Raw genomic sequence first — 25,390 nt, 5'->3', positions numbered from 1 at the left:
TCAGTTCTCCTTCAGGAGGATCAACTCAGACGAAGGGAGAAGCCCATGCGCTTCGAAATCCTGCGCCTCGACGACATCGACGGCACGCCCGTCGATCGCACGGTCGTGGACGCCGCCTCCGTCAATCGGATCGTGCAGCAGGCCGCCTCGATCGGCCAGCGCATCTGGATCCGCCCCGCCGAGACCTCGGCCTCGTAGCAGGCCAGGTCCACACCACGCACCGCGCCCCCGCACGGACTTCGCAGAGCGGAATCCGTACGGGGGCGCAGTGGTGTCCGGAGCCGGGGCCCCGAAGGGGGCTCCCGCCGCTCAGGCCCCCTGGATCACCTGGGTGACGCCGTTGATGATCTGCTGCACCGCGATGGCGGAGAGCATCATGCCGGCGAGGCGGGTCACCAGGACCACGCCGCCGTCCTTGATGACGCGGATGATCAGCAGCGAGTAGCGCATGGTCAGCCAGAGCACGACGTGCATGGCGACGATGGCGGCCCAGACGGAGACCTGCGCGGCGGCGCTGTCGGCGTGCTGCACCGCGAGGATGACCGAGACGATCGCGCCCGGCCCGGCGAGCAGCGGCATGCCGAGCGGCACCAGGGCGACGTTCACGTCCTTCGTCTGCTTCGGTTCGTCGGTCTTGCCGGTGAGCAGGTCGAGCGCGATGAGCAGCAGGAGCAGACCGCCCGCGATCATCAGCGCGGGGACGGAGACGTGCAGATACGCGAGGATCTGCTGCCCCAGGATGCCGAAGACGGTGATGACGCCGAAGGCCACGGCGACGGCCTGCCAGGCCATGCGGCGCTGGACCTTGGCCGGCCGGCCGGAGGTGAGGGCGAGGAAGATCGGCGTGATCCCGGGGGGATCCATGATCACGAAGAGGGTCAGGAACAGCGAGCCGAAGACGGCGACGTCGAACACGGTGGGGTGCCTTGCGGGAGAGTCGAACGGTGGGGTGTGGGCTCCCACTGCCGGAATGTGGAGTTCCGCCAGCGGGCCGACGTGGGTACGTCCACCGCGGGGCGCGGAGCCGCGCGGGGTGACGTGGACGGATACGGGTGGGGCGGCCCAGGCTCCTCGCGGGGAGGACCGGGAGACCGGGTGCGACCGGATACGACCGGCAGGACACCGCACCGCCCGGCGCGGGACGAGCGCGGACGCGGGCCCGGGCCCGGAGCGTGGTGGCCGCACCGGCCGGTTCGACCGCCGCGACCCGTCCGCTCCGGACGCTCGCCGAAGGCCGAAGGCCGTGGGCCTCGGGCCTGCCCCCTGGGGCTAGACCGCTCCCCCCGTGCCGGGGACCGCGAAGGCCCCTGTGGCACGGCGGATGATCTCGCCGTAGATCTCGGGGTCGGTGGTGTAGTCGCCGAGGCGACAGGTCTTGCGACCGCCGTGGTAGTCGCTGGAGCCCGTGGCCAGCAGTCCGAGCTCCTTCGCGAGCCCGCGCAGCCGCGCGCGCGTCGCCTCGTCGTGGTCCATGTGGTCGACCTCGATGCCGTCGAGTCCGGCGTCGGCCAGCCGGGCTATCGCCGCCTCCGGCACGACTTCGCCGCGCTTGACGGCGAGCGGGTGCGCGAAGACGGTGACCCCGCCGGCGGCCTTGACGAGGCGGATCGCGTCGACGGGATCCAGCTCGTGCTTCTCGACGTGCGCCCGGCCGCCGTCGGCGAGCCAGTCGAGGGTGAAGGCCCCGGAGACATCCGGGACGACCCCGAGCTCGACGAGCGCCTCGGCGACGTGCGGGCGGCCGACGGAACCGTCGCCGGCGATCCGGGCGACCTGCTCCCAGGTGACGGGGACGCCGAGCTCCTGGAGCTTGCCGACCATGGCCCGGGCGCGCGGCACGCGGTCGTCCCGGACGAGCTCGCGCTCGGCGAGGAGCGCGGGCTCCTCCGGGTCGAAGAGGTACGCGAGCATGTGCAGGCCGACGCCGTCGAGCCGGCAGGACAGCTCGGCGCCGGTGACGAGGGTCAGCCCCTCGGGCAGCGCGCCGATCGCCTCGGCGTGGCCGCGGGTGGTGTCGTGGTCCGTCAGCGCGACGACGTCGAGCCCGGCGGCGGCCGCGTTCCTGACGAGTTCGGCCGGCGAGTCCGTACCGTCGGAAGCCGTGGAGTGGGTGTGCAGATCGATGCGCACGACGCGGTACTCCGGGGGCTCGGCACGGACGAGGGACGCTTCAGCATAACGGGCGAATCGAACAGCCGTGTACGGATCCGGTCACCCGGTCGCCCGTTACTTCAGCAGCCTCGGGGTGAGTGCGCCGCACGGCAGCAGCTCGACCTCGGCGCCCGCGTCCCGGAGGTCCGTCAGGACCAGCTCGTCGTACATCAGGAGGCCGGACTGCTCGGGCCAGACGATCGCCCACAGCCAGAGGCCGCGCGCCTCGCCCGCGAAGACCGCGCGGTCCTGCGGGGTGCCGGTGACGTGCCACAGCGGCGTGGGGCGTCCGGCGGCGAGCACCTTCGCCTGGGGCGGTTTGTCGATGGCCATGCCGGAGCCGGGGTCGAGGCCGTCGATGCCGGCGTACCGCGCGCCGAGGCCGACGCCGAGCTCCTCGGCGATCAGAAGCAGCTCGCCGATCCCGCCGAGCGGGCCGGGGCCCGAGCACGCGACGGCCGTCGCACGGCCGCCGCTGCGGTCGTCACCGGCGTACGCGACACCGGTGAAGAGCCAGCCGACGGGCAGGGGCCACGGCATCCACACCGGAACGTGGGACCGGTTCACCACGACACCGAGGGCCTCGACGCTGGGTGGGATCACGGGCTGGAGCGGGTGCACCGAGCCGTGCACGTCACACTGCCAGGAGTCGGCGAAGAGACCGGGCGCTCTGACCCTGCCACCGCACTTCGGACAACTGGGTTCGCCCCTCATAGGGCTCAACGGTCCTACCCCTCGGGCCCCGCGTCAAGGACGGCCCGCGGACGATCACCCGTCCGGCCCGAGCCGTTCACCCGGGGTGGCCGATCACGACACCGGGCCGCGACACCGGGCGCGGCACCAGGCCCGCGGCACCGGCCTCAGTCCAGGCTCACGGACGCGCGCAGCGGGTCGCGCAGATCCGTTCCCCGGGCCAGCCAGCGCTCCTCCAGGGCCTGCGCCCCGTGCACCCGCTTCCACGCCGCCTCGTTCGGGGTCATCGGGAGCAGCGGCAGGAAGCGGACCGGGTCGAGCGGCGCGTCCAGCTCCAGGTCCTCCACCAGGCCGCCCGGCTCGGCGACGAGGACCGAGCTGAAGCCGGCGCCGGGCCAGAGGGGGTCGCCCACGTCGAGCGAGGCGCCGGGGGCCACGACCACACCCTCGACCTGCGGGGTGGCGGCGAGCACGGCGAGCGGGCGCAGCACCTTGTCGGTGTCGGCGAGGCCGGACCGTACGGTGAGGACGAGCTCCGCGCGCGGGCCCTTCACGGGGTCCGCGAGGGCGGCGGTCGGGTCGGCCATCGGCGAGGCGGACATCCCGAGGGTCGCGTACCGCACGAGGTCACCGTCGACGAAGCGGAGCACCTCGATCCGGTCAGTGCCGAGAAACGTCACCGCGGCCCGCGCGTCCGGTTCTCCGAGCGCCGTCCGCAGCCGGGCCTCGACCAGAGCAAGAACTTCTCCCATGGGTTGAGCATAAAGCGCGTATGGAACGGGCAAAGTCAAGGATTGACCCTCTGTCGGCTGATAGTCTTGGCCGCTGGTCGGGAGTCACGAACTCCTGATTACTCGTCACACGTCATCCCTCACGGGGGACCGGCCGGAGGAGGTGGGGCTGCGATGGACCGAAGTCGGTCGGGCAGTACCAGTCGCTCTTCCGCCCCGCACCCGAGCCCGGTGCGCTTCTCCCTCCGGTGATCCCAGGGTCCCCGTTCGGACCTGCCTTCTCCGGCATCTCGCACGACGGAAGAGCATTTCGCCTTTGCCTGTCTGTAGCGAACGCCGTCACCGCGATCCCCCGGTGCCGCCCGCTTTGTGGACGACGTAGCTCCACGTCCCCATTCCGGGCTGTGCCACGCATCGCACCGACGGCCTCTCCGTGAAGGAGCATGCCCATGTCGATGATCCGTGACCTGCGCGCCGCCGTCCGGCCGAGCCTGCGGCACAGCCTGCGCAAGACCCCCACCACGTACACCTCGTACGACCCCACCCGCGACCACTCGGCCTCCAGCGCCGTCGTCGACTGCGCCGTCTACCGCGACGGGCGCCGGGTCGACGACCGCGACTGCCTCACGCCCCGCGGCGCGATGAGCCAGGTACGGGAGAGCGGCGGCTTCGCCTGGATCGGGCTCCACGAGCCGACCGAGGCCGAATTCGCCGGTATCGCCGCCGAGTTCGGGCTGCACCCGCTCGCCGTCGAGGACGCCGTCCACGCCCACCAGCGGCCCAAGCTGGAGCGGTACGACGACACCCTCTTCACCGTCTTCAAGACGATCCACTACGTCGAGCACGCCGAGCTCACCGCGACCAGCGAGGTCGTCGAGACCGGCGAGGTCATGTGCTTCACCGGCCCCGACTTCGTCATCACCGTCCGGCACGGCGGCCAGGGCTCCCTGCGCAACCTCCGCCACCGCCTCCAGGGCGAGCCCGAACTCCTCGCCAAGGGCCCCTCGGCCGTGCTGCACGCCATCGCCGACCACGTCGTCGACGGCTACATCGCGGTCGCCGACGCCGTCGAGCTGGACATCGACCAGCTGGAGATCGACGTCTTCTCGCCGAGCACGAAGGGCTCCACCCGCGGTACGGACACGGGCCGGATCTACCAGCTCAAGCGCGAGGTACTGGAGTTCAAGCGGGCCGTCACCCCGCTCCTGCGCCCCCTGACGCTGCTCAGCGAGCGCCCGATGCGGCTGGTCGACCCCGACATCCAGAAGTACTTCCGGGACGTCGCCGACCACCTCGCCCGCGTCCAGGAGCAGGTCGTCGGCTTCGACGAGCTCCTCAACTCGATCCTCCAGGCCAACCTGGCGCAGGCGACCGTCGCGCAGAACGAGGACATGCGCAAGATCACCTCGTGGGCGGCGATCGTCGCCGTCCCCACGGCGGTCTGCGGCGTCTACGGCATGAACTTCGACCACATGCCCGAGCTGCACTGGAAGTACGGCTACCCGATGGTGCTCACCGGCATCGTCGTGGTCTGTTTCAGCATCCACCGCATGCTCAAGCGCAACGGCTGGCTGTAGCGGGGGACCCCGCCGGACAGGGCCTAAGCTTCGGGCCATGACTGAAGAGCTGCCCGGGTCCGCCCTCGTCGAGGAGGCCACCAAGAAGTCCGGCCTCGTCTGGGTGCGCGGGACCGGTCCCTCCCGCGCGCTCTGGCACGTCTGGCACGACGGCGCCGCGCACGTCGTCGGCGACGGTCCCGGCGAGCAGCCGCTGCCGGGCCTCGTGGACGGCGGGACGGCCGAGGTCACGGTCCGCAGCAAGGACAAGGGCGGGCGGCTCGTCGCCTGGACGGCCGCGGTGCGCGAGCTCTCCCCCGGTACGGAGGAGTGGGACGCCGCCGTCGCCGAGCTGAAGGGCAAGCGGCTGAACGCCTCGGACGGCGAGGCCATGCCGGGGCGCTGGGCGCGCGAGTGCCGCGTCCTGCGGCTCGACCCCCGCACCTCGACGACGGAGCTGCCGGACGGCTCCCTGGCCGCCGTACCGCTGCCCTCGGAGGCCACGACCCGCCGGCCGGTGCCGGCCGCGCTCCCGAAGCTGCTGTTCCGGAAGCGCCGCGCGTAGTCAGGTCCGGGGGAGCTGCTTGCCGTAGTCGAGGGTCTCTTCCTTCGACGGCTCCGCGAGCGGGAAGTCCTTGTTCCACTCGGAGAGCACGACGATGCCCGCTCCCCCGCCCCGCGCGAACTGCAGCGGGTACGGGGAGCCTTCCAGGGCCACGTCGAGCGTGCCGCCCTCGCCCTCCGCGCCGCCCTTGACCTTGATCGTGCGGACCCCGCCGATCTGGTCACGGTCGCCCTTGACCTTCTCCCCGTGCAGGCCGATCAGTCCGTCGAGGAGCACGTCCATGTCGGTGAAGCCGCGGAACTGCTTGTACGAGGGGTCGCCCTGCGGCACCTTCACGTACATGTCGTCGAGCTTGTCGGCGGCCTCGGTGTCCGCCTCGGTGGGCTCGTCGGTCGCCTCGTCGTCGTGCGCCCAGAAGCCCGCGTCGGCCTTCAGATAGAGCGCGTCGCCGAACCGCAGCAGCTCGAAGGTGCTGTTCTTCGTCGTCACCGAGCCGGCGGCGCCGTCCTGCTTGAGCCGCATGTTCAGCTTGAAGGTGCCGCCCTTGCTGACCAGCGTGCCCGCCAGCCGTACCGCCTTCGCCGTGTCGGCGGCCGACTGCGCCTTCTGCTCGATCTCGGGCGCGGAGAGCCTCCCGACCCCGTTGGTCCCCTCGTCCGGATCGGCACCGCAGGCGGTGAGTCCGGCCGTCAGCCCGGCGCAGAGCGCCAGGGGCACGACGGCCCTGCGGATACGCGATGACGGGGTACGAACGGCCATCTGCGCTGCCTCTCGTGTCGTGGGGGTACGCCGGGCCGTGGCCCGTACGGGGTGCCGTGGACGGCCGTCGGCCGGGCCGGGCGGAATGGCCGGGTCCGGTGCCGGGGCCGCGTGGGGGGGGGAACGGCAGACCGCAGCGTACCCGGGCCGGGTGACGGGCCCCGCAGCCAGCCGTACGGAGTCGCTGCCGGAGCGGGGCGGAACGGCACGGGCTAGCCTGAACCCGGCAAAGAGCTGCAATCACCGGCAAAGCTCTTGCCACGACTCGAATCGTGCGGCACCGAGGAGGCGCGTGGCATGGCGGCAGGCGCCCCCCGGATCTTCGTCTCGCACCTCGCGGGGGTCCCCGTCTTCGACCCCGTCGGCGACCAGGTCGGCCGCGTCAGCGACCTCGTGGCGATGCTCCGCGTCGGCCGCAGACCGCCCCGGCTGCTCGGCATGGTCGTGGAGGTGCTGAGCCGCCGCCGCGTGTTCGTCCCGATGACCCGCATCACGGGAGTCGAGTCCGGCCAGGTCATCACCACGGGCGTGGTCAACATGCGCCGCTTCGAGCAGCGGCCCACCGAGCGGCTCGTCCTCGGCGAACTCCTCGACCGGCGCGTCCGGCTCGTGGGCGCCGACGGGCAGGAGGGCGAGGAGGTCACCGTCCTCGACATCGCCATCCAGCAGCTGCCCGCCCGCCGCGACTGGGAGATCGACAAGGTCTTCGTCCGGCGCGGCAAGAGCGGGGCGCTGCGCCGCAAGGGCGAGACGTTCACCGTCGAGTGGTCGGCCGTCACCGGCTTCTCCCTGGAGGAGGAGGGGCAGGGCGCGGAGAGCCTCGTCGCCACCTTCGAGAAGCTGCGCCCGGCCGACCTCGCCAACGTCCTGCACCACCTCTCCCCCAAGCGGCGCGCCGAGGTCGCCGCGGCCCTCGACGACGACCGGCTCGCCGACGTCCTCGAGGAGCTGCCCGAGGACGACCAGATCGAGATCCTCGGCAAGCTGAAGGAGGAACGCGCGGCCGACGTCCTGGAGGCGATGGACCCGGACGACGCGGCCGACCTGCTGTCCGAGCTGCCCGAGGAGGACCAGGAGCGGCTGCTGACGCTGATGCAGCCCGACGAGGCCGCCGACGTACGCCGGCTCCTGTCGTACGAGGAGCGGACGGCCGGCGGTCTGATGACGACCGAGCCGATCGTGCTGCGGCCGGACGCCACGGTCGCGGACGCGCTGGCCCGGGTGCGCCAGCAGGACCTGTCGCCGGCGCTCGCCGCGCAGGTGTACGTGTGCCGGCCGCCGGACGAGACGCCGACCGGGAAGTACCTGGGCACGGTGCACTTCCAGCGGCTGCTGCGGGACCCGCCCTTCACACTGGTCAGCTCGCTCGTCGACAGCGACCTGCCGCCGCTCGGCCCGGACACCCCGCTGCCCGCCGTCACCAGCTACCTCGCCGCGTACAACATGGTCGCCGCGCCCGTCGTGGACGAGAGCGGTTCGCTGCTCGGCGCGGTCACCGTCGACGACGTGCTCGACCACCTGCTGCCGGAGGACTGGCGGGAGACCGAGTTCCACGAGGAGGGGAGCGGGCATGGCCGCTGAGCGGGGACAGGAGCGGGACCGGGAGCGGGACCGGCCGATGGTGGCCCGGATCCGGCTCGACCTGCCGCGCGAGCGCCGGGCCAGGTTCCTGCCGGAGTACGACCCGGAGGCGTTCGGGCGGACGTCCGAGCGGATCGCCCGCTTCCTGGGGACGGGGCGCTTCCTGGTCTGGATGACCCTGACCATCATCGTCTGGGTCGCGTGGAACATCTTCGCCCCGGCGTCGCTGAAGTTCGACGAGTACCCGTTCATCTTCCTGACGCTCGCCCTGTCCCTCCAGGCCTCGTACGCGGCCCCGCTGATCCTGCTCGCCCAGAACCGGCAGGACGACCGGGACCGGGTCAATCTCGAACAGGACCGCAAGCAGAACGAGCGGTCGATCGCGGACACCGAGTACCTGACGCGGGAGATCGCGGCGCTCCGCATGGGCCTCGGTGAGGTCGCCACGCGCGACTGGATCCGCTCGGAGCTCCAGGACCTGATCAGGGAGCTGGAGGAGCGCCGGGATCTATTCCCCTCCGGCGAAGGTCACGGAAGTGACGTACCCGACCGTTGACAGCCCTTTCATGGGCCGGTGGTCGGCGCCGTACCATCGTCGGTATGGCAATGGAAGACGCGGTGCTCGAAGCACTGGCGACGGTGAACGACCCCGAGATCAACAAACCGATCACTGAGCTCGGCATGGTCAAGTCGGTGGAGATCGAACCGGACGGCAGGGTCGCCGTCACGGTCTACCTGACCGTCTCCGGCTGCCCGATGCGCGACACCATCACGCAGCGCGTGACCGAGGCCGTCTCCGGCGTCGAGGGCGTCACCGCCGTCGACGTCACGCTCGACGTGATGAGCGACGAGCAGCGCAAGGAGCTGGCGGCGGCGCTGCGCGGGACCGGCGCGGAGCGCGAGGTGCCGTTCGCGAAGCCGGGCTCGCTGACCCGGGTGTACGCGGTCGCCTCCGGCAAGGGCGGCGTCGGCAAGTCCTCCGTGACCGTGAACCTCGCCGCGGCGATGGCCGCGGACGGTCTGAAGGTCGGTGTCGTCGACGCCGACATCTACGGCCACAGCGTGCCGCGGATGCTGGGCGCGGACGGCCGTCCGACCCAGGTCGAGAACATGATCATGCCGCCGTCGGCGCACGGCGTGAAGGTCATCTCGATCGGCATGTTCACCCCGGGGAACGCGCCGGTGGTGTGGCGCGGCCCGATGCTGCACCGTGCGCTCCAGCAGTTCCTCGCGGACGTGTACTGGGGCGACCTGGACGTCCTCCTGCTCGACCTGCCGCCGGGCACGGGCGACATCGCGATCTCGGTCGCGCAGCTCGTCCCGAACGCGGAGATCCTGGTCGTCACGACCCCGCAGCAGGCCGCCGCCGAGGTCGCCGAGCGGGCCGGCTCGATCGCCGTGCAGACGCACCAGAAGATCGTCGGCGTCGTCGAGAACATGGCGGGCCTGCCGTGCCCGCACTGCGACGAGATGGTCGACGTGTTCGGCACGGGCGGCGGCCAGCGGGTCGCCGACGGTCTCACGCGGACCACGGGCGCGACCGTCCCCGTCCTCGGCTCGATCCCGATCGACGTCCGGCTGCGCGAGGGCGGCGACGAGGGCAAGCCCGTCGTCCTGTCCGACCCGGACTCCCCGGCGGGCGCGGCCCTGCGCGCGATCGCGGGCAAGCTGGGCGGCCGCCAGCGCGGCCTGTCGGGCATGAGCCTGGGCATCACCCCGCGCAACAAGTTCTGAGAAGCGGTACGCGAGAAGGGCGCCCCCCATGTGGGGGGCGCCCTTCTCGCGTACCCGCGTCTACGCGTACGCCTCCAGGTCCTTGATCTGCGAGAACCCGAGCCCGTACGCGCTCATCCCCCGCCCGTACGCCCCGAGGTGCACCCCCGCCGCCGACCCGGCCAGCACCCAGCCGAACTCCGACTCGCGGTAGTGGAAGGGCACCGGCACCCCGTCCACGGGGAGCGACAGCGTCGACCAGGCGGGCCCGTCGAGGTCGTCGGCGAGCTCGAAGGCCGTCTCCGTCTGCTGGTCCAGCCAGTTGTCGCGCATCCCGTGGTCGAGCGAGGCGGGCCAGGTGTGGACCAGGAGCCCCGACCCGGCCAGCCAGGCGGCGGAGGAGACCGTGGTGGCGTCGAGGACGCCCGTCCCGTCCCCGGTCCGCCGGACCGGGCTCGCCGCGACCGTCACCACGACGGCGAAACGCTCCTTCTCCGTGCCCCGCGCGTCCGACTTTATGGACGGCTCGTCACCGTGCCCCGTCGAACCGTGCTGCACGCTGCCGTCCGCCGCCGTGCCGACCTGCATCAGCCAGCGCGGCCCGGTAAAGGCCTCGTCGAGGCCGTACCAGGCGAAGGGCGCGCGCAAATAGCCCTCGGGGGTACGCCGGGCCGTCGGTACGCCCTCCACCCGACTCGTGGTCTCCAACTCGGCCGCCTCCTCGTTCCGTCAACAGAGGGAGGATAGCCACCAGGACGCGTCGGGTCCGTGACAGCCCGTCGTCAGGTCGCGTCGGAGTCGTACGCCGGACGCTCCACCGTGTCCGGATTGGTCGGCTTGTCCTGCTTCTTCAGGAGGTCCGGGGTGCCGGCGGAAGCAGCTCCGCTGACCGCCGAAGGCTGCGGCTCGCGGCTGTGGACCGCGTCGGCGACGTCGTTCATCTCCTTCTTGAGGTCGAACGAGCCGCGCAGCTCCTTCAGCTCCTGGAGGTCCTCGTTCCCCTCCAGCTGCTTGCGGAGGAACGTCTTGGGGTTGAGGTCCTCGAACTCGAAGTCCTTGAACTCGGGTCCCAGCTCGCTGCGGATGTCCTCCTTCGCGCTGTCCGAGAAGTCACGGACCTTCTTCACGAAGCGCGAGACGTCCTGGATGACCTTCGGGAGCTTGTCCGGCCCGAAGACGAGCACGGCGAGGACCACGAGGGCCACCAGCTCGAGTGCGCCTATGTCGCTGAACACCTAGTAGCTCCTTCACGCCGGTCCAGGGCCCGGTCCACGGTACCCGCCGAAACTGTCCGGCGGGTACCTCCCGACATCCACCGCATGGCGCTCAGGTGCCCTGCGACGAACCGAGTGTCAACGTCTTGGTCAGCTCTTTGCCGTCACGGGTGAGGGTGAGGCGCAGCTCGTCGCCGGGGCGGTGGGCGCGGATCTTCACGATCAACTCCTCGCCGTTGTGCACGCGCTGGCCGTCGACCTTGGTGATGACGTCGCCGGGCCGGAGCCCCGCGGCGGCGGCCGGGCCGCCCGGGGTGACGGAGGCGGCGCCGTCCTTGCCCTTCTCGCCGACGCGGGCGCCGTCGCCGTTGAACTGCATGTCGAGGCTCACACCGATGACGGGGTGGGTGGCCTTGCCGGTGTTGATGAGCTCCTCGGCGACCCGCTTGCCCTGGTTGATCGGTATGGCGAAGCCGAGGCCGATGGAGCCGGGCTGGCCGGCGCTGCCGCCGTCACCGTCGCCGGAACCGCCGGCGGCGCGGATCGCGCTGTTGATGCCGATGACCCGGCCCTTGGAGTCGAGCAGCGGGCCGCCGGAGTTGCCGGGGTTGATCGGGGCGTCGGTCTGGAGGGCGTCGACGTAGCTGATGTCGGTGCCGTCGCCCTTCTCGCCGCCGGCGGTGATCGGGCGCTCCTTGGCGCTGATGATCCCGGAGGTCACGGTGTTGGAGAGGTCGAAGGGCGCGCCGATGGCGACGACGGGGTCGCCGACGCGGACGTTGTCGGAGTTGCCGAGGGGCAGCGCCTTGAGGCCGGAGACGCCGGTGACCTGGACGACGGCGAGGTCGTAGCCGGTGTCCTTGCCGACGATCTTGGCGCGGGCGGTCTCGCCGCTGGAGAAGGTCACGGTGATGTCCCCGGAGGACTCGGCCGCGTCGACCACGTGATTGTTGGTCAGGATGTGGCCCTTGGCGTCCAGGACGAAGCCGGTGCCGGTGCCGGAGGAGCCGCCGCCGCTGACGTGCAGGGTGACGACGCCGGGCAGCGCGCCGGCGGCGATGCCGGCCACGCTCTCGGGGGCGCGGTCGGTGTCCCCGCCGTCGGCCTGGGGCAGCTCGACGGTGGTGAGTCCGCCGTTCCGCTCGACGTAGGCGCCGATGCCGCCGCCGATGACGCCGGTGACGAGGGCGAAGACCAGCGCCCCGGCGAGCGCGAGGCCCTTCCGGGACTTCTTCGCGGGCGCCGGTGCGACACCGCCGCCGCCGAGGGCCCCGCCCCAGGGGTCGTACTGCATCCACGGGGCGGTCCCGCCCTGCTGCGGCGGTACGGGGCTCTGAGGCGGCACGGGAGCCTGTGCCTGGGGCGGCACGGGAGCCTGTGCCTGAGGCGGTACGGGGCCCTGAGGCGGCACGGGGGGCGCCGGGTGCTGCACGGGCGGCGCGGGCGCCCACGGGCCGGGCTCGCCGTACGGCGGCGTCCGGTACTCGTCGGGCGCGTGCAGGGGCTGGGGGGCGGGCTGCGCGGCCACCGCCGGGGGCTGCGGCGCGTCGGCCACGGGAGCGTCGGCCGGCTCTGCCTTCGTCAGCAGGACGGCGGGCGCGGGCGCGTTCTCCGGGTCCGGCTCCGACTCCGGCCGGGGCACGGCGGAGATCTCCGTGGTGTGGACGTCGGCCTCGACCGGCGACTGTGGCGCGGGCAGGGGGAAATCACCGTCACCGTCGTCACCGCCGTCGGTCGGAGGCGGCGAGGGTATCCGCGCCGCCTCCGGTGCCGTCGAAGGCCGGCTCCACCAGTTCGGCTTCCCGTCGTCCATGCTCTCCCCGCAACCGCTGACCCGTCCGCGCCCCGGCTCGGGCGCCCCTGTCCCTGGATTCAACCAGGTCGCGGGTCAGCGGTGGGAGCCGAGCGGTGCGTTCGTCGGGCTCGCCGCCGGGGTGGGACCGGGGACGAGGGCCAGATCGAGGGCCGGACCCGTCGGTCGTATGAACGGCGAGAGTGCGAAGAACGACCGCATGGCCTGGTTCTGGAGGCGCACGGCCACCAGCGGAGCCGTGCCGGAGCGCACCGCGTCCGGCGGAACCGCGCCCGAGGGAACGGTGCCCGCGGGAGCCCTGCCGGCGGGGGCGCCGGTCCGGGCCGCGAGCGGGGTGAGCGGCTCTTCGGCGACGGACTGGGCGCCCGAACGCTCTCCGGACCGCGTACCGCGTACGCCGCCGGTGCCCGGGGCGCCGCCCGTGGCCGTGGCGCGCAGCGGGGTGACCGCGCTGCCCGTGCCCTGCCCGCCGCGTCCGCTCGCGCTCACCGAGGTCTCCACCGGCAGCGCGCCGCCGAGGGCGATCGCCGCGAAGGAGACCGCGCTGGCCGCCGCGAAGGCGAAGCGCCGGCCGCGCCCGGACGTGCCGGAGGCGCGGTCGCCGACCTCGTGGATCCGGAAGCCGGTGCCGGGGTGCGGGGAGCGCGGGGTGACGACCGCCGCGGTGGCGAAGCCGTCGGACCTCAGCGCCGCCGCGCCGAGCAGTTCTTCGAGGGGCCCTCGTGGCACTCCGGGCCCGCCGGAGCCGCCCGAAGGCTCACCTGGTCCCCCGGGGAGCCCCTGGAGCCGGGCGAGGAAGCCCTCCGAGGGGGGCGGAGGCGCCGCGGAGGCGAAGACGCTCTTCACGGTGCGCTGGGCGTCGGCCTCGGCCTTGCAGCGTGCACAGGTCGCGAGGTGCGCGAGCACCCGCTCCCGGGCGTCGTGGCCGAGCTCGCCGTCGACGAGCGCGGCGAGCCGGTCCCCGAGGTGGTGTTCTGCGGGGGTCGGCGACGAGGGACGTGTGCCGCTCACGCTGTCCCTGCCTCCCATCCGACGGAAGCGAGCGCACGCTCCGCCCGGGCCTCGGGCGAGCGGTGCTTGAGCGCCTTGCGCAGGTGGGAGCGGCCGCGGTGGATCCGGCTGCGGACGGTGCCGAGCTTCACGCCGAGGGTCGCGGCGATCTCCTCGTACGACAGTCCTTCGATGTCGCAGAGGACGACCGCGGCGCGGAACTCGGGCGCGAGGGTGTCGAGGGCCTGCTGCACGTCGGCGTCGAAGTGCGTGTCGTTGAACACCTGCTGCGGCGACGGCTCGCGGCTGGGCAGCCGCTCGGCGGCGTCGTCGGCGAGCGCGTCGAAACGGATGCGCTGCTTGCGGCGGACCATGTCGAGGAAGAGATTGGTGGTGATGCGGTGCAGCCAGCCCTCGAAGGTGCCCGGCGTGTACGTCGACAGCGAGCGGAAGACGCGGACGAAGACCTCCTGGGTGAGGTCCTCGGCGTCGTGCTGGTTGCCGGTGAGGCGGTAGGCGAGGCGGTAGACCCGGCCACTGTGCGTGCTGACGATCTCCTCCCAGCTGGGCGGAGTCCACGCCTGCGATTCCGCATCCGATGCGAAGGTCGCGGTGGTGGGAGCGGAGTCGGTGGTGCGGATTCGGTCAGCGGTGTCGGTCACGGATTTCGGCTCACCCGCCGACCTGAGAAGACGCCGAAGCACTCCTCCCCGATCCACAAGCGCAGCCGCACCTCCCCTGTCGGCTCTGGTGGTGTCCAGCGGAGCCCCTACCATAGCCACCTCGCCCGTTAGCTCCGGATAAGAATCTTTACGCGAATTTGGAACCGGCTCGCCCGGCTGCCGCCGGCCGCGTCCTGCCTCCAGTGAACGTGCGGTCCCATCTGCGGGTTCCCGCTGACAGCGGATACAGTCACCGTTGCGTCAACTACGGGGACAGGAGAGGGCCATTACCGCCAACCGGCAGACGAGCTGGTCGTTCGCCGACGCCTTTGTCGCCGAGGACGAAGCTCTGCGCTGGGCCCGGGACCGGGCCCGGGAGGCAGGGCTGCCCTCGGTGTCGCCCGGCACCGGTGGCGCGCTGCGCCTGCTCGCGGCGACGGCGGACGCCAAGGCGGTGGCGGAGATCGGTACCGGCACGGGCGTGTCGGGCATCTACCTGCTGCTCGGGATGCGGCCGGACGGCGTCCTGACGACGGTGGACCTCCAGCCGGAGCGCCAGCAGTTCGCGAAGACGGCGTTCCGCGCGGCGGGCTTCGCCGGCAATCGCGCCCGGTTCATCCCCGGCCGCGCCCTCGACGTCCTGCCGCGTCTCGCGGACGGTGGATACGACCTCGTCTTCTGCGACGGCGACCGTCTGGAGTACCTGGACTACCTCGCTGAATCGTTGCGCCTGCTGCGACCGGGCGGTCTCGTCTGCTTCGAGGGAGTCTTCGCGGACGGCCGGACGGTCGACTCGGCGGCCCAGCCGGCGGAGGTCCTGCGGGTCCGCGAGCTGCTGCGCACGGTGCGGGAGAGCCAGGAGCTGCTGCCGTCGCTGCTGCCGGTGGGCGACGGCCTGCTCTGCGCCGTACGCCGGGGCTGACCCTCCGAAGCCCCAGACCTCCCCCAGCCCTCCCCGGGCCCACGGAACTGGACTCCTACCGAGGCCCCGGACCCGAGGGCCCCGAACCCGAGGGCCTCGGACACACCACTGCCCCGGCACGGTGGAAACCGTCCCGGGGCAGTGGCGAGGAATCGTGAAGGATCAGGTCAGCCGACGACCTTCTTCAGGGCGTCGCCCAGCGCCTCGGCCTCACCCGGGGTCAGCTCGACGACAAGCCGACCGCCGCCTTCGAGCGGAACGCGCATGACGATGCCCCGCCCCTCCTTGGTCACCTCGAGCGGGCCGTCACCCGTCCGCGGCTTCATGGCCGCCATGCTTGATCCCCTTCCTGAAACCAGCTCATTGTCAGCCGGGCAGCTCTTCGATGCGGAGCACGCTTCACCGGCTTCGAACACATTGCTTCCAGGTCATTATCCCGCATCACAGGACCCGATGACCAACATCGATCTGCATCGCTTGCGCAACGCGCTCTCTCAAAACCGCACATTTCGGCGATCGGGCTGCGATACTGCGCCGCTCCGGATCGCGCTGACGCCCTGAATTCTTTGACGCAGCTCACATGTGCGGTGCGGGTGATCTCCGCCATGCTGGGCAGGTCAACCGCGCAAAGAAGCGAAGGGAACCCCATGGCCGACACGGTCCTGTACGAGGTGAGCGACGGGCTCGCCACCATCACGCTCAACCGGCCCGAGGCCATGAACGCGATGAACGTGGCGGCGAAGGTCGCGCTCCGGGACGCCGCGGAAACGGCCGCCGCGGACACCGCCGTACGGGCCGTCCTGCTCACCGCGGCCGGCGACCGGGCGTTCTGCGTCGGCCAGGACCTCAAGGAGCACGTGGGCCTGCTCATGGCGGACCAGGAGTCCGGCACACGCGAGACCATGAACACGGTCCGCGACCACTACAACCCGATCGTCAGGGCCCTCACCGGCATGCGGAAGCCGGTCGTGGCGGCCGTGAACGGCGTCGCGGCGGGGGCGGGCTTCGGCTTCGCGCTCGCGGCGGACTACCGGGTCGTCGCGGACACGGCCGCGTTCAACACGTCCTTCGCGGGCGTCGCGCTCACCTCTGACTCGGGCATGTCCTGGACGCTCCCCCGGCTGATCGGCGCGAGCCGGGCGTCGGACCTGCTGCTGTTCCCGCGCTCGATCACCGCCCAAGAGGCGTACGAGCTCGGCATCGCGAACCGCCTGGTCCCGGCCGCCGACCTCGCCGCCGAGGCCGCGAAGGTGGCCCGCAAGCTGGCGGAGGGCCCGACCGTGGCGTACGCGGCGCTGAAGGAGTCCCTGGCGTACGGCGCGGACCACTCGCTCGCCGAGGCCCTGGAGAAGGAGGACGAGCTGCAGTCCCTCGCGGGCGCCTCGGAGGACCACACGATCGCGGTCCGCGCCTTCATCGCCAAGGAGAAGCCCCGCTACCTGGGCCGCTAGCCGGCGTCTGCCTGGGGCGGTGTCTTACCGCCCGCCCCGGGCCACGCACCCCTCCACGTGGTCGTCGACCAGGCCGCACGCCTGCATCAGGGCGTAGGCGGTGGTGGGGCCGACGAAGCGGATGCCGCGCTTCTTGAGGGCCTTGGCGAGGGCCGTGGACTCGTCCGTGACCGCCGGGACGTCGGAGACCGAGCGCGGGGTGGGACGGCCGGCCGGATCGGGGGCGTAGGACCAGATCAGGGCGTCGAGCTCGCCCGGGGACCAGGTGGCGAGCAGCTTGGCGTTGGCGAGGGTCGCGTCGACCTTGGCGCGGTTGCGGATGATGCCCTCGTCGGCGAGGAGCCGCTCCCGGTCGGTCTCGCCGAAGCCGGCGACGGAGGCGATGCGGAAGCCGTCGAAGGCGCGCCGGAAGCCCTCACGGCGGCGCAGGATCGTGATCCAGGACAGGCCCGACTGGAAGGCCTCCAGGCAGAGCCGTTCGAAGAGCTCGTCGTCGCCGTGGACCGGGCGGCCCCACTCCTCGTCGTGGTAGGCCACGTAGTCCTCGGTCGACAGGCCCCAGGGGCAGCGCAGCCGCCCGTCCGGGCCGGGGAGCGGCCCGCCCTCCGTCATCAACGGTCGTCCTCTCCGTCACCCGCGGACGCGCCCGCGAGCGCCTCCTCCAGCTCGGCGATCCGGGAGTCCCGCTCGGCGAGCTCGGCGCCGAGGCGGACCAGGACGTCGTCCACGTCCGCCATCCGGTAGCCGCGGACGGCGACGGGGAGGCGGAGCGCCTCGACGTCGGCGCGGTCGACCGGGCGGGCCGCCGGGAGGGGGTCGACGAGCTGCTCGGGTGCCACCTCCGGCAGCACCTCGCTGTCGCCTCCGCCGACCACCGCCAGAGTCACCGCGGCCACGACCACGACCATCGTGATGAGCAGAAACCAGAACACCTGCGCGCCTCTTCCCGGAGTGGAATTCGTCCCGTGCCGATCGTGCCATGCGCCACTGACGGTTAGGGTCGCAGCGAACGGACGCGAGGGAGGACAAAAGGGATGCTGCGCTTGGGACGGCGTGAATTCGGGCCGCACGAGCCGGTGATCATGGCGATCGTGAACCGGACCCCGGATTCCTTCTACGACCAGGGCGCCACCTTCCGGGACGAGCCGGCGCTCGACCGCGTGGAGCGGGCCGTGGCCGAGGGCGCGGCGATCATCGACATCGGCGGGGTGAAGGCGGGCCCCGGCGAGGAGGTCACGGCCGAGGAGGAGGCCCGCCGGACCGTCGGCTTCGTCGCCGAGGTCCGCAGGCGCCACCCCGACGTGGTGATCAGTGTGGACACCTGGCGGGCGGACGTCGGCGCGGCCGTCTGCGAGGCCGGGGCGGACGTCCTGAACGACGCGTGGGGCGGGGTCGACCCCGGACTCGCGGAGGTCGCCGCGAAGTACGGCGCGGGGCTCGTCTGTACGCACGCGGGCGGCGCAGAGCCGCGGACGCGGCCGCACCGGGCCGAGTACGCGGACGTGATGGCCGACATCCTGCGGGTGACCGTGGGGCTCGCGGAGCGTGCCGTGGCCCTCGGAGTGCGGCGCGACGGGATCATGATCGATCCGGGGCACGACTTCGGGAAGAACACCCGGCACAGCCTGGAGGCGACGCGGCGGCTCGGCGAGATGGCGGAGACCGGCTGGCCGGTGCTCGTCTCCCTGTCGAACAAGGACTTCGTCGGCGAGACGCTCGACCGGCCGGTCAAGGAGCGGGTGCTCGGCACTTTGGCGACGACCGCGGTTTCGGCTTGGCTGGGGGCCCAGGTGTACCGGGTGCACGAGGTCGCCGAGACCCGGCAGGTCCTGGACATGGTGGCGTCCATCGCCGGACACCGGCCTCCCGCCGTGGCCCGGCGCGGGCTGGCGTAGCGGGGCGGGTGCCGACCGGTGGTCGGTCGTGCCCACCCTCCCCCAGAGGGGGCCCCAGCCCCGGCGGAACGGGTGGGCACAACCGACCGGCGGCACCTGCCGCCCCGGACCCCGGTCCTCGGACTCCCCTCACGCCCTGAGGGCGTGAGGGGCCCCATACGGGCTGACTTCTACTTGCCCGTCTCCTTCGTCACCAGCGCCACCGCCTCCTCCACGTCGTCCGTGACGTGGAAGAGGAGCAGGTCGCGCTCCGACGCCTTGCCTCCCGCGACGACCGAGTCGCGCAGCCAGTCGACGAGCCCCTTCCAGTACTCCGTACCGAAGAGGACGATCGGGAAGCGCGTGACCTTGCGGGTCTGGACCAGGGTCAGCGCCTCGAACAGCTCGTCGAGGGTGCCGAGGCCGCCGGGCAGGACGACGAAGCCCTGCGCGTACTTCACGAACATCGTCTTGCGGACGAAGAAGTAGCGGAAGTTCACGCCGATGTCGACGTGCTGGTTCAGCCCCTGCTCGAAGGGGAGCTCGATCCCGAGGCCCACCGAGACGCCCTTGGCCTCCCGGGCCCCCTTGTTGGCCGCCTCCATGGCGCCCGGGCCGCCGCCCGTGATGACCGCGAAACCGGCCTCGACGAGCGCCCGGCCGATCCGTACGCCCGCCTCGTACTCGGGCGAGTCCGGCCTCGTGCGGGCCGAGCCGAAGACGCTGATCGCGCTCGGCAGTTCGGCGAGGGCTCCGAAGCCCTCGACGAACTCGGACTGGATGCGCATGACCCTCCAGGGGTCCGTGTGCACCCACTCCGAGTCGCCCTCGGTGTCGAGCAGCCGCTGGTCCGTGGTGCCCGACTGGACCTGATCCCTGCGCCTCAGCACCGGCCCCAGACGCTGCTCCTCGGGCTTCGCCATTCCCTCGGGAATGCCCATGGCCTGCTCCCTCCGCCGATCCACTGATCTTCTGGTCCGGTCAGCGTAGGACGACAGAGGTGACGAAACGCGAAATTACGGAAGTCGGGCGGTCAGCCAGTCGCGGAGGCGTGCCTCACAGTGGTGGATCTTGTCGACGGCGACGTGCTCGTCGCGCTTGTGCGCGTAGATGGCATCGCCGGGACCGTAGTTGACGGCCGGCACGCCGAGGGCGCTGAAGCGGGAGACATCGGTCCAGCCGAACTTGGGCTGCGCGCTGCCGCCGACGGCCTTCATGAAGGCCTCGGCGGCCGGGTGCGAGAGGCCGGGCAGGGCACCGGGGCTCTCGTCGTCGACGACGAAGTCGGCGATGTCGCAGTCGGCGAAGACCTCGCGGACGTGCGCCAGGGCCTCGGCCGGGGAGCGGTCGGGGGCGTACCGGTAGTTGACCGTGACGGTGCAGGCGTCGGGGATGACGTTGGTGGCGACGCCGCCCGCGATCGCGACCGCGTTGAGGCCCTCGTGGTACTCCAGGCCGTCGATGACCGGCCTGCGCGGCTCGTACGCGGCGAGGCGGGCGAGGATCGGGGCGGCGGTGTGGATGGCGTTGGAGCCCATCCAGGAGCGCGCGGAGTGGGCCCGCTCGCCCGCGGTGTGCAGGATGACCCGCAGGGTGCCCTGGCAGCCGCCCTCGACCTGCGCGTCGGAGGGCTCCAGGAGGACGGCGAAATCGCCCTCCAGCCAGTCGGGGTGGGCGGCGGCGACCTTGCCGAGGCCGTTGAGGTCGGCGGCCACCTCTTCGTTGTCGTAGAAGACGAAGGTGAGGTCGCGGTTGGGCTCGGGCACCGTGGCGGCGATCCGGAGCTGGACGGCGACGCCCGACTTCATGTCCGTCGTGCCGCAGCCCCACAGGATGCCGTCGTCGTCGAGGCGGGAGGGGACGTTGTCGGCGATCGGCACGGTGTCGATGTGGCCGGCGAGGACGACCCGCTCGGTGCGGCCGAGGTGCGTACGGGCCACGACGTTGTTGCCGTGGCGGTCGACGGTGAGGTGCGGCAGGGCACGCAGGGCCTGCTCGATGGCGTCCGCGAGCGGCTGCTCCGTCCCGCTGACGGACGGGAAGTCGACGAGGGCGGCGGTCAGGGCGGCCCCGTCCTGGGAGAGGTCCAGCCGGGTCTCGTACGGAGTGATGTCAGCCATGTGCCGACCCTAACCCGGCCTCCAGTACGGTGGGCCCGTGTCCGAGCCCACCCGCACCGTCCGTCGCGGCCGCCCCGCCCGCCGCGGCCGTCTCGCCCGCTCCGCGGCCGCCCTGGCCGCGCTCCTCGGCCTGGCCTCGTACGTGGCCTTCCACCAGGTGACGGGGAGCAGGGGCACGCCGCGGTGCAGTGTCGGCACCGGCGAGAACCGGTACGAGTTCACGCCGGACCAGGCGTCGAACGCGGCGACGATCTCGGCGGTCGGCACCTCTCGGGGGCTGCCGGAGCGTGCGGTGACGATCGCGCTCGCGACGGCGCTCCAGGAGTCGGCGCTGCGGAACATCGAGCACGGCGACCGGGACTCGCTCGGTCTGTTCCAGCAGCGGCCCTCGCAGGGCTGGGGGACGCCGGCGCAGATCATGGACCCGGTGTACTCGGCGGGGAAGTTCTACGAGGGCCTGGAGAAGGTCCCGGGGTACTCGCGGATGCCGCTGACGGTGGCGGCGCAGAAGGTGCAGCGGAGCGGTTTCCCGCAGGCGTACGCGAAGCACGAGCCGGACGCGACCCTGCTCTCGGCGGCGCTGACCGGTCGGGCGCCGGCCGCGCTCACCTGTACGGCGAGCGATGTGAAGGGCCCGCCGGGCGATCCGGAGCGGGTGCGTACGGAGCTGGTGCGGGCCTTCGGCGAGAAGGCGGCGCCGAGGGCGGTCACGGGCGGGTCGAGCGCGGGACGGTCGGCTTCGGAGCCGCCGGTGCTCGTGGTGCCGGTCCGGGCGGCGACGGACGCGGGCACGGCTCCGGGTGCCGGGTCGGACGAGCGGCGCGGCTGGGAACTGGCGCAGTGGGCGGTGGCGCGGGCGGACGAGCTGCGCGTCACGGAGGTCGCGTACGGGGGCCGGGTGTGGCGCGCGAGCGACGCGTCCGGCGGCTGGGCGAAGTCCTCCGGGGCCTCCGCCGGTGCGGCGTCCGGTACCGGCTCCGGAGCCGTCTCCGACACGGGATCGGTCCGTATCCGGCTCGCGCGGTAGCCGGTCACACGTACGGTCGTTCACCCGGCCGTGGCATGCGCCCGGAGGGAATCCCGGGAAATTCTCCCGCACTTCGCGCGGTCATTTCCGCGTCGCGTCCTGCCGCCCCAATTCCCTTACAGGACAAGGGAAGTGACGGTTCGGCAGACGCCCACGCAATGACACGTTCGTCCATTTTCCTCCCCACCCGACAATACGACGCATTACCAATCCTTTACCTTCGACCGCCGCAACCTCTCCCACCCCGGGGCCGGTTGTCACTGCGTCCGAACACCACTCGTCGCACCCCGTCGAAGGAGCACCATGTCCCTCCCCCTGACCCGTCGGATCGCCCGCGCCGCCCTCCTCATCGCGGCCGGAGCAGCCCCCGTGGTCGGTGCGGCCGGTTCCGCGAGCGCCCTGGACCACAGCATCGCGCCCGCCAACGCCCTCGGTGGCGTCACCGCCCTGGACGCCGCCGGCGCGGGCACCGCTGTCGACAGCGGCGCGCAGGCCGCCACCGGCGTCGTCGGCGCCACCGGCAGCCAGGCCGTCGGCACGGCCGTCCCGGCCGTCGGCAAGACCGCCGGCGCGGCGGGCAAGACCGCCACCCCGGCCGCCCAGCAGGTGGCCGGCGAGGCCGCCGGCAGCACCGGCGAGGTCGTCGGCAAGACGGCCGGCGCCGCCGGCGACAGCGCGACGGGCCCGGCCGCCGGCGCCCTGGGCGGCGGCCTGCCGGCCGCCCCGTCCCTGGGCGGCCTGCCGATCGGCTGATCCGGCACGGAAACACGGGAGGGCCCGGGGAGCATCAGTGCTCCCCGGGCCCTCCCACGTACATCCGGCAGGCCCGTCCGCGCATCCGGCAGGCCCGTCCGTCGGGTCGTCCGGTCCTCCGGCCGCCCGATCCTCCGGCCGCCCGGTCCTCCGGCGCTAGCCGAGCCGCTTGACCGCCGCGTCGACGCGCTCGTCCGTCGCCGTGAACGCCACCCGCACGAACCGCTCCCCGGCCTCGCCGTAGAAGTCGCCGGGCGCCACCAGGATGCCCTTGTCCGCCAGGTACGCCACGGTCTCCCAGCACGGCTCGTCCCGGGTCGCCCACAGGTACAGGCTCGCCTCGCTGTGCTCGATCCGGAAGCCGTGCGCCTCCAGGGCCGCCCGCAGCGCCGCCCGGCGGGCCGCGTACCGCTCCCGCTGCCCGGCCACGTGCGCGTCGTCACCGAGCGCGGCGACCGTCGCCGCCTGCACCGGGGCCGCGGTCATCATGCCGCCGTGCTTGCGGATCAGCAGCAGCTCACCGAGGACCGCCGCGTCGCCCGCGATGAACGCGGCACGGTAGCCGGCCAGGTTGGAGCGCTTGGACAGCGAGTGGACGGCGACGATCCCCTCGTACGAACCGCCGCAGACGTCCGGGTGCAGGACGGAGACCGGGTCGGCCTCCCAGCCCAGCTCCAGGTAGCACTCGTCGGAGAAGACGAGGACGCCGTGCTCGCGCGCCCAGGCCACGATCCGGGTCAGCTCGTCCTTGCCCAGGACCTTGCCGGTCGGGTTGGACGGGGAGTTGAGCCAGAGCAGCTTCAGACCGGCCGGGTCCAGCTCCGTCGGGTCGTCGTAGACGACGGGCGTGGCACCGCAGAGCCGCGCGCCGACCTCGTACGTCGGGTAGGCGAGGCGGGGGTACGCGACCCGGTCGCCGGCCCCCAGGCCCAGCTGCGTCGGCAGCCAGGCGACGAGCTCCTTCGAGCCGACCACCGGCAGCACGTTCTCGTGGGCGAAGTCCACGGCGCCGAGACGGCGTTCGCACCAGCCGGTGAGCGCGTCCCGCAGCTCTTTCGTCCCCCACACCGTGGGATAGCCCGGCGAGTCCGCCGCCGCGACCAGGGCGTCCTGGATCAGCGCGGGGACCGGGTCGACGGGCGTGCCGACCGAGAGGTCCACGATTCCGTCCGGGTGCGCCAGGGCCGTCTTCTTGTACGGCTCCAGCTTGTCCCAGGGGAAGACGGGCAGGCGCGAAGAGACTGCGCTCACGGGTTGGCTCTCACTTCCTGTACGTACGGGAAACGCCTCGGTCCCGTACAGCGACCGACGCCGTACGGGACCGGATGCGGTCGATCAGCCGTTCTGCGGCGGCAGGGCGGCGATGAAGGGGTGGTCACGCTCGATCTCGCCGAGCTTGGAGGCACCACCGGGCGAACCGAGCTCGTCGAAGAACTCGACGTTCGCCTTGTAGTAGTCCTTCCACTCCTCCGGGGTGTCGTCCTCGTAGAAGATCGCCTCAACCGGGCAGACCGGCTCACAGGCCCCGCAGTCGACGCATTCGTCCGGGTGGATGTACAAGGACCGCTTGCCCTCGTAGATGCAGTCGACGGGGCACTCCTCGATGCACGCCTTGTCCTTGACGTCGACACAAGGCTGCGCGATGACGTAGGTCACGCTGTCGTTCCTCCTCGATAGGGCTGGTCTGCGCGGGAGCGCGGCGTCGTCGATGCCCGCACCTAGTATCTCCGTTCTTGGGGACGATCCGAACAGGAGGGGCGGAGAAGCTGTGGAATTGATCGGAGGAGGACTCCTTGAGGTCCGGATCACCGGCGCTGACGTGGGAAAACGTGTCTCCGTTCGGTACGTGACAGACTCCGCCGCGACGGGCGGGAAGTTCACGGACGCGGTAGGGGTTCTCACATCGTGGGACTCCGGTGTGCTGCTGATCACACGAAGGAGCGGTGAAACCGTCCGGATCGCGGAAACCTCCCTGGTCGCGGGGAAGGTCGTCCCCCCCGCTCCCGCCCGGCGAAGGGGCCCCTCGGCCACCTTCCCGGAGCTGGCCCGGGCCACCGCGCGCGCCTGGCAGCCGGTCGAGAGCGAGCAGCTCGGCGAGTGGACCCTGCGAGCCGCCGACGGATTCACCCGCCGCGCCAACTCCGCGCTGCCGCTCGGCGATCCCGGACTCCCGGTGCCGGAGGCCCTGACCTTCGTACGCGAGTGGTACGCGGCCCGGAAGCTCCCCGCGTACGTCCAGACGGCCACCGGCGCCGAGGGCACCCAGGAACTGCTGTCCGCGGCGCTCGACCGGCACGGCTGGCGGCGCGAGGTCTCCGCCGAGGTCCGGATCGGGGCGCTCGCCCCGATCGGCGACCTGGACGCCGACGTCTCCGCCGTACGCCTCTCGCGCACGCTCGACGCGTCGTGGCTGCTCCGCTACCAGCGCTTCGGGGAGCCGAGCCCGGCGGTACGGCCGGTCCTCACCTCCGGTCCGCGTGTGTGGTTCGCGTCCGTGGCGGGCACGGGAGAGGTGCCGGCGGCGATCGGGCGCTGCGTCGTCGACGGCCGCTGGGCGGGCTTCATGGCCGTCGAGGTCGACCCCGCCCTCCGGCGGCAGGGCCTGGCGACGTCCGTCATGACGGCACTCGCCCGGCGGGCGCTCGACGAGGGCGCGTCGGCGGCCTGGCTCCAGGTGGAGGCGGACAACGACGGCGCCCGGGCGTTGTACGACGGGATGGGCTTCGCGGTCCACCACCACTACCACCACTACCGATGGGCGGAGGCGTGACGGAGGCGTGACCGAGCACGGAGCCGGGTCCGACGGACCGGACGA

Annotated in this window: 30 protein-coding genes; 13 read left to right on the top strand and 17 right to left on the bottom strand. The window is 72.3% G+C overall.

What is annotated here, in order from left to right; translation table 11 throughout:
* Positions 1-45 precede the first annotated feature (45 nt).
* Positions 46-198 carry a hypothetical protein gene (locus ACFWWU_RS11830; RefSeq protein ID WP_086024648.1) on the top strand — a complete coding sequence of 51 codons (153 nt, stop codon included), beginning with the start codon at positions 46-48 and terminating at the stop codon, positions 196-198.
* Positions 199-309: 111 nt separating this feature from the next.
* Here the strand turns inward: ACFWWU_RS11830 and ACFWWU_RS11825 are convergent, their stop codons facing one another.
* The 4 genes from ACFWWU_RS11825 to ACFWWU_RS11810 all read right to left on the bottom strand — a co-directional run bounded on the left by ACFWWU_RS11825 (position 310) and on the right by ACFWWU_RS11810 (position 3,596).
* Complete coding sequence (locus ACFWWU_RS11825) at positions 310-915, bottom strand: MarC family protein (RefSeq protein WP_351823479.1); 606 nt, start codon at positions 913-915, stop codon at positions 310-312.
* Between the two features lie 354 nt (positions 916-1,269).
* Positions 1,270-2,130, bottom strand: a complete 861-nt coding sequence (locus ACFWWU_RS11820; protein WP_384142685.1) for a PHP domain-containing protein — start codon at positions 2,128-2,130, stop codon at positions 1,270-1,272.
* Positions 2,131-2,226: 96 nt separating this feature from the next.
* The gene (locus tag ACFWWU_RS11815) at positions 2,227-2,865 is read right to left on the bottom strand and encodes a DUF6758 family protein (protein ID WP_384142682.1); all 639 of its coding nucleotides are present in this window, start codon (positions 2,863-2,865) and stop codon (positions 2,227-2,229) included.
* Between the two features lie 146 nt (positions 2,866-3,011).
* On the bottom strand, positions 3,012-3,596 hold the full coding sequence (locus tag ACFWWU_RS11810; RefSeq protein ID WP_384142679.1) for a suppressor of fused domain protein: 585 nt from the start codon (positions 3,594-3,596) through the stop codon (positions 3,012-3,014).
* A gap of 428 nt (positions 3,597-4,024) precedes the next feature.
* On the opposite strand from ACFWWU_RS11810, the gene ACFWWU_RS11805 reads away from it, so the two are divergent.
* Both ACFWWU_RS11805 and ACFWWU_RS11800 read left to right on the top strand, forming a co-directional pair.
* A complete protein-coding gene (locus ACFWWU_RS11805; protein WP_384142675.1) occupies positions 4,025-5,152 on the top strand; it encodes a magnesium and cobalt transport protein CorA in 1,128 nt (375 codons plus the stop codon).
* 37 nt (positions 5,153-5,189) lie between these two features.
* Positions 5,190-5,696: a hypothetical protein gene (locus ACFWWU_RS11800; RefSeq protein WP_384142672.1), complete on the top strand. Its 507-nt coding sequence runs from the start codon at positions 5,190-5,192 to the stop codon at positions 5,694-5,696.
* On the opposite strand, the gene ACFWWU_RS11795 is transcribed toward ACFWWU_RS11800, so the two are convergent.
* Positions 5,697-6,455 (bottom strand): hypothetical protein, encoded by a 759-nt coding sequence (locus ACFWWU_RS11795; RefSeq protein WP_384142669.1) that lies wholly within the window; start codon positions 6,453-6,455, stop codon positions 5,697-5,699. It abuts the gene before it with no gap.
* 297 nt (positions 6,456-6,752) lie between these two features.
* Between ACFWWU_RS11795 and ACFWWU_RS11790 the strand changes: the two genes are divergently transcribed.
* Genes ACFWWU_RS11790 through ACFWWU_RS11780 form a run of 3 tightly spaced genes read left to right on the top strand, consistent with a single transcriptional unit; the run spans position 6,753 to position 9,770 of the window.
* Positions 6,753-8,036: a magnesium transporter MgtE N-terminal domain-containing protein gene (locus tag ACFWWU_RS11790; RefSeq protein ID WP_384142666.1), complete on the top strand. Its 1,284-nt coding sequence runs from the start codon at positions 6,753-6,755 to the stop codon at positions 8,034-8,036.
* Positions 8,026-8,592 (top strand): DUF1003 domain-containing protein, encoded by a 567-nt coding sequence (locus ACFWWU_RS11785; RefSeq protein WP_384142664.1) that lies wholly within the window; start codon positions 8,026-8,028, stop codon positions 8,590-8,592. The genes ACFWWU_RS11790 and ACFWWU_RS11785 overlap by 11 nt, the downstream gene beginning before the upstream one ends.
* Before the next feature lie 44 nt (positions 8,593-8,636).
* Positions 8,637-9,770, top strand: coding sequence for an Mrp/NBP35 family ATP-binding protein (locus tag ACFWWU_RS11780; RefSeq protein ID WP_384142660.1), 1,134 nt, complete (start codon positions 8,637-8,639; stop codon positions 9,768-9,770).
* Between the two features lie 60 nt (positions 9,771-9,830).
* Here the strand turns inward: ACFWWU_RS11780 and ACFWWU_RS11775 are convergent, their stop codons facing one another.
* From ACFWWU_RS11775 to sigE, 5 genes are all read right to left on the bottom strand, one after another.
* On the bottom strand, positions 9,831-10,457 hold the full coding sequence (locus tag ACFWWU_RS11775) for a hypothetical protein (protein ID WP_384142657.1): 627 nt from the start codon (positions 10,455-10,457) through the stop codon (positions 9,831-9,833).
* Between the two features lie 74 nt (positions 10,458-10,531).
* Positions 10,532-10,984, bottom strand: coding sequence for a sec-independent translocase (locus tag ACFWWU_RS11770; protein ID WP_384142654.1), 453 nt, complete (start codon positions 10,982-10,984; stop codon positions 10,532-10,534).
* 91 nt (positions 10,985-11,075) lie between these two features.
* Entirely contained in the window at positions 11,076-12,776 is a 1,701-nt protein-coding gene (locus ACFWWU_RS11765; protein WP_384142651.1) for a trypsin-like peptidase domain-containing protein, read from the bottom strand.
* Between the two features lie 75 nt (positions 12,777-12,851).
* Entirely contained in the window at positions 12,852-13,787 is a 936-nt protein-coding gene (locus ACFWWU_RS11760; RefSeq protein ID WP_384142648.1) for an anti-sigma factor family protein, read from the bottom strand.
* Entirely contained in the window at positions 13,784-14,542 is a 759-nt protein-coding gene (sigE, locus tag ACFWWU_RS11755) for an RNA polymerase sigma factor SigE (RefSeq protein WP_384142645.1), read from the bottom strand. The genes ACFWWU_RS11760 and sigE overlap by 4 nt, the downstream gene beginning before the upstream one ends.
* A 142-nt stretch (positions 14,543-14,684) precedes the next feature.
* On the opposite strand from sigE, the gene ACFWWU_RS11750 reads away from it, so the two are divergent.
* A complete protein-coding gene (locus tag ACFWWU_RS11750; protein WP_024759307.1) occupies positions 14,685-15,350 on the top strand; it encodes an O-methyltransferase in 666 nt (221 codons plus the stop codon).
* Between the two features lie 167 nt (positions 15,351-15,517).
* On the opposite strand, the gene ACFWWU_RS11745 is transcribed toward ACFWWU_RS11750, so the two are convergent.
* Entirely contained in the window at positions 15,518-15,685 is a 168-nt protein-coding gene (locus ACFWWU_RS11745) for a DUF3117 domain-containing protein (protein WP_017239934.1), read from the bottom strand.
* Between ACFWWU_RS11745 and ACFWWU_RS11740 the strand changes: the two genes are divergently transcribed.
* Together ACFWWU_RS11740 and ACFWWU_RS11735 are read left to right on the top strand one after the other, a co-directional pair.
* The gene (locus ACFWWU_RS11740) at positions 15,684-15,911 is read left to right on the top strand and encodes a hypothetical protein (protein WP_384142641.1); all 228 of its coding nucleotides are present in this window, start codon (positions 15,684-15,686) and stop codon (positions 15,909-15,911) included. The two genes, ACFWWU_RS11745 and ACFWWU_RS11740, sit on opposite strands and share 2 nt — an antisense overlap.
* An 86-nt stretch (positions 15,912-15,997) precedes the next feature.
* Positions 15,998-16,801, top strand: a complete 804-nt coding sequence (locus tag ACFWWU_RS11735) for an enoyl-CoA hydratase/isomerase family protein (protein WP_384142638.1) — start codon at positions 15,998-16,000, stop codon at positions 16,799-16,801.
* A 24-nt stretch (positions 16,802-16,825) separates the two neighbouring features.
* Here ACFWWU_RS11735 and ACFWWU_RS11730 read toward each other — a convergent pair whose 3' ends face one another.
* The gene (locus ACFWWU_RS11730; RefSeq protein WP_384142635.1) at positions 16,826-17,413 is read right to left on the bottom strand and encodes a DNA-3-methyladenine glycosylase I; all 588 of its coding nucleotides are present in this window, start codon (positions 17,411-17,413) and stop codon (positions 16,826-16,828) included.
* Positions 17,413-17,733 carry a hypothetical protein gene (locus tag ACFWWU_RS11725; RefSeq protein WP_384142632.1) on the bottom strand — a complete coding sequence of 107 codons (321 nt, stop codon included), beginning with the start codon at positions 17,731-17,733 and terminating at the stop codon, positions 17,413-17,415. The genes ACFWWU_RS11730 and ACFWWU_RS11725 overlap by 1 nt, the downstream gene beginning before the upstream one ends.
* A gap of 102 nt (positions 17,734-17,835) precedes the next feature.
* On the opposite strand from ACFWWU_RS11725, the gene folP reads away from it, so the two are divergent.
* On the top strand, positions 17,836-18,696 hold the full coding sequence (gene folP, locus ACFWWU_RS11720) for a dihydropteroate synthase (protein WP_384142629.1): 861 nt from the start codon (positions 17,836-17,838) through the stop codon (positions 18,694-18,696).
* A gap of 170 nt (positions 18,697-18,866) precedes the next feature.
* Here the strand turns inward: folP and ACFWWU_RS11715 are convergent, their stop codons facing one another.
* Together ACFWWU_RS11715 and dapE are read right to left on the bottom strand one after the other, a co-directional pair.
* Positions 18,867-19,616 carry a TIGR00730 family Rossman fold protein gene (locus ACFWWU_RS11715; protein WP_384142626.1) on the bottom strand — a complete coding sequence of 250 codons (750 nt, stop codon included), beginning with the start codon at positions 19,614-19,616 and terminating at the stop codon, positions 18,867-18,869.
* 75 nt (positions 19,617-19,691) lie between these two features.
* The gene (dapE, locus tag ACFWWU_RS11710; RefSeq protein ID WP_384142623.1) at positions 19,692-20,795 is read right to left on the bottom strand and encodes a succinyl-diaminopimelate desuccinylase; all 1,104 of its coding nucleotides are present in this window, start codon (positions 20,793-20,795) and stop codon (positions 19,692-19,694) included.
* A 37-nt stretch (positions 20,796-20,832) separates the two neighbouring features.
* Here dapE and ACFWWU_RS11705 point away from each other — a divergent pair, with 37 nt between their 5' ends.
* Both ACFWWU_RS11705 and ACFWWU_RS11700 read left to right on the top strand, forming a co-directional pair.
* Positions 20,833-21,822, top strand: a complete 990-nt coding sequence (locus ACFWWU_RS11705; protein ID WP_384142620.1) for a hypothetical protein — start codon at positions 20,833-20,835, stop codon at positions 21,820-21,822.
* A gap of 303 nt (positions 21,823-22,125) precedes the next feature.
* Positions 22,126-22,575 (top strand): ATP-binding protein, encoded by a 450-nt coding sequence (locus tag ACFWWU_RS11700; protein WP_384142617.1) that lies wholly within the window; start codon positions 22,126-22,128, stop codon positions 22,573-22,575.
* Positions 22,576-22,731: 156 nt separating this feature from the next.
* On the opposite strand, the gene ACFWWU_RS11695 is transcribed toward ACFWWU_RS11700, so the two are convergent.
* The gene (locus ACFWWU_RS11695; protein WP_384142614.1) at positions 22,732-23,826 is read right to left on the bottom strand and encodes a bifunctional succinyldiaminopimelate transaminase/glutamate-prephenate aminotransferase; all 1,095 of its coding nucleotides are present in this window, start codon (positions 23,824-23,826) and stop codon (positions 22,732-22,734) included.
* Between the two features lie 84 nt (positions 23,827-23,910).
* Positions 23,911-24,231, bottom strand: coding sequence for a ferredoxin (gene fdxA, locus ACFWWU_RS11690; RefSeq protein WP_015035968.1), 321 nt, complete (start codon positions 24,229-24,231; stop codon positions 23,911-23,913).
* A gap of 112 nt (positions 24,232-24,343) precedes the next feature.
* Between fdxA and ACFWWU_RS11685 the strand changes: the two genes are divergently transcribed.
* On the top strand, positions 24,344-25,345 hold the full coding sequence (locus ACFWWU_RS11685; protein WP_384142611.1) for a GNAT family N-acetyltransferase: 1,002 nt from the start codon (positions 24,344-24,346) through the stop codon (positions 25,343-25,345).
* Positions 25,346-25,390 lie beyond the last annotated feature (45 nt).

It is taken from the genome of Streptomyces sp. NPDC058650 (genome assembly GCF_042717315.1).
Lineage (GTDB): Bacteria > Actinomycetota > Actinomycetes > Streptomycetales > Streptomycetaceae > Streptomyces.
Note: the sequence above shows the minus strand (reverse complement) of the source record. Positions and strands in the feature narration are given on the sequence as shown.